This window comes from Rhizorhabdus sp., from assembly GCF_018006725.1.
Classification (GTDB): domain Bacteria; phylum Pseudomonadota; class Alphaproteobacteria; order Sphingomonadales; family Sphingomonadaceae; genus Rhizorhabdus.
Map to the genome: position 1 here is coordinate 1 of NZ_JAGMXV010000313.1, position 4,702 is coordinate 4,702.

General features: G+C 65.8%; 5 protein-coding genes and 1 pseudogene. 1 reads left to right on the top strand and 5 read right to left on the bottom strand.

The window, feature by feature from the left end; all coding sequences use genetic code 11:
• A partial coding sequence (locus tag KAY22_RS24825) for an NAD(P)/FAD-dependent oxidoreductase (protein ID WP_296625806.1) occupies positions 1-1,109 on the bottom strand: 1,109 nt, incomplete at its 3' end.
• A 134-nt stretch (positions 1,110-1,243) separates the two neighbouring features.
• Here KAY22_RS24825 and KAY22_RS24830 point away from each other — a divergent pair.
• Entirely contained in the window at positions 1,244-2,290 is a 1,047-nt protein-coding gene (locus KAY22_RS24830; protein ID WP_296625807.1) for an AraC family transcriptional regulator, read from the top strand.
• Here KAY22_RS24830 and phoB read toward each other — a convergent pair.
• The 4 genes and pseudogenes from phoB to KAY22_RS24850 all read right to left on the bottom strand — a co-directional run.
• On the bottom strand, positions 2,284-2,994 hold the full coding sequence (gene phoB / locus KAY22_RS24835) for a phosphate regulon transcriptional regulator PhoB (RefSeq protein ID WP_296625808.1): 711 nt from the start codon (positions 2,992-2,994) through the stop codon (positions 2,284-2,286). The genes KAY22_RS24830 and phoB overlap by 7 nt on opposite strands.
• A gap of 15 nt (positions 2,995-3,009) precedes the next feature.
• Positions 3,010-3,726 (bottom strand): phosphate signaling complex protein PhoU, encoded by a 717-nt coding sequence (gene phoU / locus KAY22_RS24840; RefSeq protein WP_296625809.1) that lies wholly within the window; start codon positions 3,724-3,726, stop codon positions 3,010-3,012.
• A 19-nt stretch (positions 3,727-3,745) separates the two neighbouring features.
• Entirely contained in the window at positions 3,746-4,558 is an 813-nt protein-coding gene (gene pstB, locus KAY22_RS24845; protein ID WP_296625810.1) for a phosphate ABC transporter ATP-binding protein PstB, read from the bottom strand.
• 5 nt (positions 4,559-4,563) lie between these two features.
• Positions 4,564-4,702 (bottom strand): annotated as a pseudogene (locus KAY22_RS24850) (phosphate ABC transporter, permease protein PstA); the annotation flags it as partial.

Consider the following 4,702-nt stretch of genomic DNA (forward strand, 5'->3'; position numbering starts at 1 on the left):
CCCTTGTGCGCTTCGGCGCCATTGCGCCAGCGCTCGTTCAGCTCCGCCCCCTGGCGGCCCCAGACCTTCATCGGGGCGATGAAACTCTGGGTCTCGAAGCCGGTGCCATAGATGATGCAATCGACCTCGTGCAGCTTGCCGTCGCGCGTGACCACGCCCGTTTCGGTCACTTCGGCGATCGCATCGGTGACGACATCGACGTTTCGTTGCGACAGGGCCGGATACCAGTCGTTGGAAATCAGGATGCGCTTGCAGCCGACGGGATAATCCGGCTGCAGCTTGGCCTTCAGCACCGGGTCGGTCACCTGCTTGTCGAGATGGGCCTGGCACTGCTTGCGGGCGAGGCTGGCGAACAGCCCCCTGGCCCGGCGCAGCGAGGGGAAGCGCGCCTCGAGCAGCAGATAGGTGTAATTGCGATAGGCCCGCTGCACGCCCGGCACATGGCGGAACAGCCATTTGGCCCAGCCGGGGAAGAAATGGTCGTCGCGCGAGATCATCCAGGCCGGGCTGCGCTGGAACAGGGTGAGGCGGCCGACCTTGGGCTGGATCTCCGGCAGGAACTGGATCGCGCTGGCGCCCGAGCCGATGACGGCGACGCGCTTGCCGGTCAGGTCATAGTCGTGATCCCAATGCGCCGAATGGAACGCCTTGCCCTTGAAACGGTCGAGGCCGGCGATCCTGGGAAACTGCGGCCGGCTGAGCTGGCCGAGGCCGGAGACGACGAACTGCGCATCGATGGTCTCGCCATCCGCCAGCGTCACGGTCCAGCGGCCGCGCGCCTCGTCGAAGCGGGCTTCCCGGACTTCGGAGCGAAAGCGGATATGGCGCTCCAGCCCGTATTTCCGGGTGCAATGCTCGATATAGTCGACGATTTCCGGCTGCTTGGCGAAGCGCCGCGACCAGTCGGGGTTCAGCTCGAACGAGAAGGAATAGAGGTGGCAGGGCACGTCGCAGCCGGCGCCGGGATAGGAATTCTCGCGCCAGGTGCCGCCGACCTTGTCCGCCTTGTCGAGGATGACGAAATCCTCGATCCCCGAGCGCTTCAGCTGGATGCCGGTGCACAGACCGGCGAAACCGGTGCCGATCACGCAAACCTTCACGGATGCCATGCTGCTCTCTCCTCCCGAAACGGCCGGTCTCGCGCCGCCCTCATGCACAGGAGAATAGGTAAAAGCTGCGAAAGGCACCACGTTCGCTTTGGCCATGGACTTGATAGTTTCGGCCAATCCGGCATGATGGGGCGATGAAATCCGACCTCGACCGCCGCCGCTGGCCGGTGACCAGCCTGTGCGTGCTGCGCGACGCCCTCGCGGCGCGGCAGGTCGATATCGCGCCCTATCTGGCCGCCGCCGGCCTGCCGGCCGCGCTTCTGTCGGACCCCGCGGCGGAAGTCCTCGCTTCGGCCGAGCTGCGGGTGATTTCGGCCATGCTCGGCGATCTGGGCGATCCGCCGGGCCTTGGCCTTCACGTCGGGCAATATTATCGGGTGGCGGCTTATGGTGTCTGGGGTTTCGCCCTGCTGGCCAGCGCGACCCTGCGCAGCGCCCTTGCCCTCGGGCTCGAATATCAGGACCTGACCTACAGCGTGATGCCCATCGCCTTCGTCGACCGGGGCGAGGGCAGCGCGGTGAATTTCGACGACCGCGACCTGCCGCAACCCCTGCGCCGCTACATGGTGGAACGCGACATCGCCGCCGCCCGGCGCATCGCCAGCGATCTCTGGGGCGAGGCGCCGGCCTGCCAGGGGGCCCGCTTCCGCTTCGCCGAGCCCGCCGGTCTCGCCGGTCTTTATGAATCGGCGCTGCAATGTCCGGTCGAATTCGATGCCGGGGCCAATGAAATCCTCTATGGCCAGGATGATCTCGACCGCCCGCTGCCCCAGGCCAATCCGGTCGTGGCCTCGCTTCATGTCGAGGCCTGTCACGAGCGCCTGCGCCGCCTGCGCGGGCAGGATCCCTTCGTCGAGACGGTGACGGCCTGCATCCTGGCGCGGCCCGGCCATTTTCCCGATCTGCCGGAGGTGGCGGCCGAGCTTCGCCTGTCGGAGCGCAGCCTGCGCCGCCGCCTGGCGGAAGCGGGCATCGGCTATCGCGATCTGGTGGCGCGCCTGCGCCACGATCTCGCCGTCGACATGCTGACCGAGACCGGCATGGCGGTCGAGGCGGTGGCGGAGCGTCTCGGCTATGCCGAGACCGCCAGCTTCACCCATGCCTTCCGGCGCTGGACCGGGCAGAGCCCCAGCCGCTTCGGCGGCCGGCGGCCCCCCCGGTCGGGAGCGCTGGTTCAGTAACGCAGGCCGCGACCCGCCCCTTGCGTGTCGATGGCATAGCCCGCCGAGCGGACGGTGCGGATCATGTCCTTGCCGCCATGGGCGTTCAGCGCCTTGCGCAGGCGGCGGATATGGACGTCGACCGTGCGCTGTTCGATATAGATGTCGCGGCCCCAGACCGCGTCGAGGATCTGTTCGCGGCTGAACACCCGGCCCGGGTTTTCCAGGAAATGGCGCAGCAGGCGGAACTCCGTCGGCCCGAGATGGATTTCCGAGCCGCCCCGCATCACGCGGTGGGCCGACAGGTCCATCTCGACATCGGCGTAGGTCAGGCCCTCGTCCGAAAGGGCCGGGCGGGAGCGGCGCAGCACGGCGCGGATACGGGCCAGCAGTTCGGTCGGCGAGAAGGGCTTGGTCACATAATCGTCGGCGCCGGACTCGAGCCCGCGCACGCGATCGCTTTCCTCGGTGCGGGCGGTGAGCAGGATGATCGGCACCTGGCGCGTCGCGGGCTTGCGACGCAGCTGGCGGCAGATCTCGATGCCCGAGACCGAGGGCAGCATCCAGTCGAGGACGATGAGATCCGGCAGACGCTCGTCGACCAGCATCAGCGCCTCTTCGCCATCCATGCCGACGCGCACCTCGAAGCCGTTGGCTTCGAGGTTGTAACGCAGCAGGTCGACAAGGGCCGGTTCGTCCTCGACAATCAGGATGGAAGGCTTCATGGACGCACCATTCGATCAGGCGACCTTGCCGGGGTCGGACATTTCCGCCGTGACATCGGCCTTGGGCCGTTCGCTGACCATGCGCTGGCCGCGGACGATGTAATAGATCGTCTCGGCCATGTTGGTCGCGTGGTCGCCGATGCGCTCGATGTTCTTGGCGATGAACAGCAGATGGGTGCAGCCGGTGATCGTCCGCGGGTCTTCCATCATATAGGTCAGAAGTTCGCGGAAGACGCTGTTGTACAGCTCGTCCAGCACCGGATCGCGGTCACGCACGGCGACGGCCTTGTCCGCGTCCTCGCTCGAGAGGGCGTCGAGCACGTCCTTGATCATGCCGAGGACGAGTTCGCCCATGCGCGGAATGGCATGCATCGGCTGCTGCGGCACGGCGACGCCGAGCGCGGTGGAACGCTTGGCGATATTCTTGGCGTAGTCGCCGATGCGCTCGAGATCGGTCGCGATCTTCATCGCGCCGACGATGAAGCGAAGATCCACCGCCATCGGCTGGCGCAGCGCCAGGAGCCGGGTGACGAGATCGGAAATTTCGCTGTCGAAGACGTCGATGCGCTGATCCGAGGAAATCGTGCGCTCGGCGAGGGCCCGGTCGCGGCGCACGATCGCCTGGATCGCCGAGGCGACATTGGCTTCCGCGATGCCGCCCATGCGCAGGATCTTGGTCTTCAGCGCATTCAATTCCTGATCGAAGGCGGAGACGATGTGATTGTCGGCCATGTGACTGCTCCCTGCCGGCTCAGCCGAAGCGACCGGTGACGTAATCCTGGGTCCGCTTGTCGACGGGATTGGTGAAGATCCCTTCGGTCGGACCATTCTCGACCAGCACGCCCAGATGGAAGAAGGCGGTCCGCTGGGACACGCGCGCCGCCTGCTGCATCGAATGCGTGACGATGGCGATGGTGAAATTCTCGCGCAATTCGTCGATCAGTTCCTCGATTTTCGCCGTGGCGATGGGATCGAGGGCCGAGCAGGGCTCGTCCATCAGGATGACTTCGGGCGAGACCGCGATGGCGCGGGCGATGCACAGGCGCTGCTGCTGGCCGCCGGAAAGGCCGGTGCCGGGCGAAGCCAGGCGGTCGGACACTTCCTTCCACAGGCCGGCCCGCTCCAGGCTCGACTTCACGATGTGCTCCATGTGGTCCTTGGACTCGGCGAGGCCGTGCAGGCGGGGACCATAGGCGACATTGTCGAAGATCGACTTCGGGAAGGGATTGGGCTTCTGGAACACCATGCCGACCCGGGCGCGCAGATGCACGACGTCGAGTTCCGGCGCGTACATGTCGTCGCCGTCGATCCTGATGTCGCCCTGGATGCGGCAGATCGAGATCGTGTCGTTCATCCGGTTGAGGCAGCGCAGGAAGGTCGACTTGCCGCAGCCCGAGGGGCCGATCAGCGCCGTCACCTGATGCTCGGCGATCTCGAGGTTGATGTTGTAGAGGGCCTGCTTCTCGCCATACCAGAGGTTGACGTTCTTGGCCGAGATCTTGGCCTTGCCATCCAGCGGAACGGTGTGGGTGGTAAAGTCGAGAGTGTTGATCGGGGCAGTCATGGCACTCACCACTTGCGTTCGAATTTTTTGCGGAGATAGATCGCGATCGCGTTCATGAACACCAGGAACACCAGGAGTACCATGATGGCGGCCGAGGTCTTTTCGACGAAGGCGCGTTCCGGGCTGTCGGCCCAGAGGTAGATC

Excerpts from the sequence above, each read along its gene's own strand:
- KAY22_RS24830 (WP_296625807.1), top strand. The coding sequence starts at position 1,244 with ATGAAATCCGACCTCGACCGCCGCCGCTGGCCGGTGACCAGCCTGTGC.
- phoB (WP_296625808.1), bottom strand. The coding sequence starts at position 2,994 with ATGAAGCCTTCCATCCTGATTGTCGAGGACGAACCGGCCCTTGTCGAC.
- phoU (WP_296625809.1), bottom strand. The coding sequence starts at position 3,726 with ATGGCCGACAATCACATCGTCTCCGCCTTCGATCAGGAATTGAATGCG.
- pstB (WP_296625810.1), bottom strand. The coding sequence starts at position 4,558 with ATGACTGCCCCGATCAACACTCTCGACTTTACCACCCACACCGTTCCG.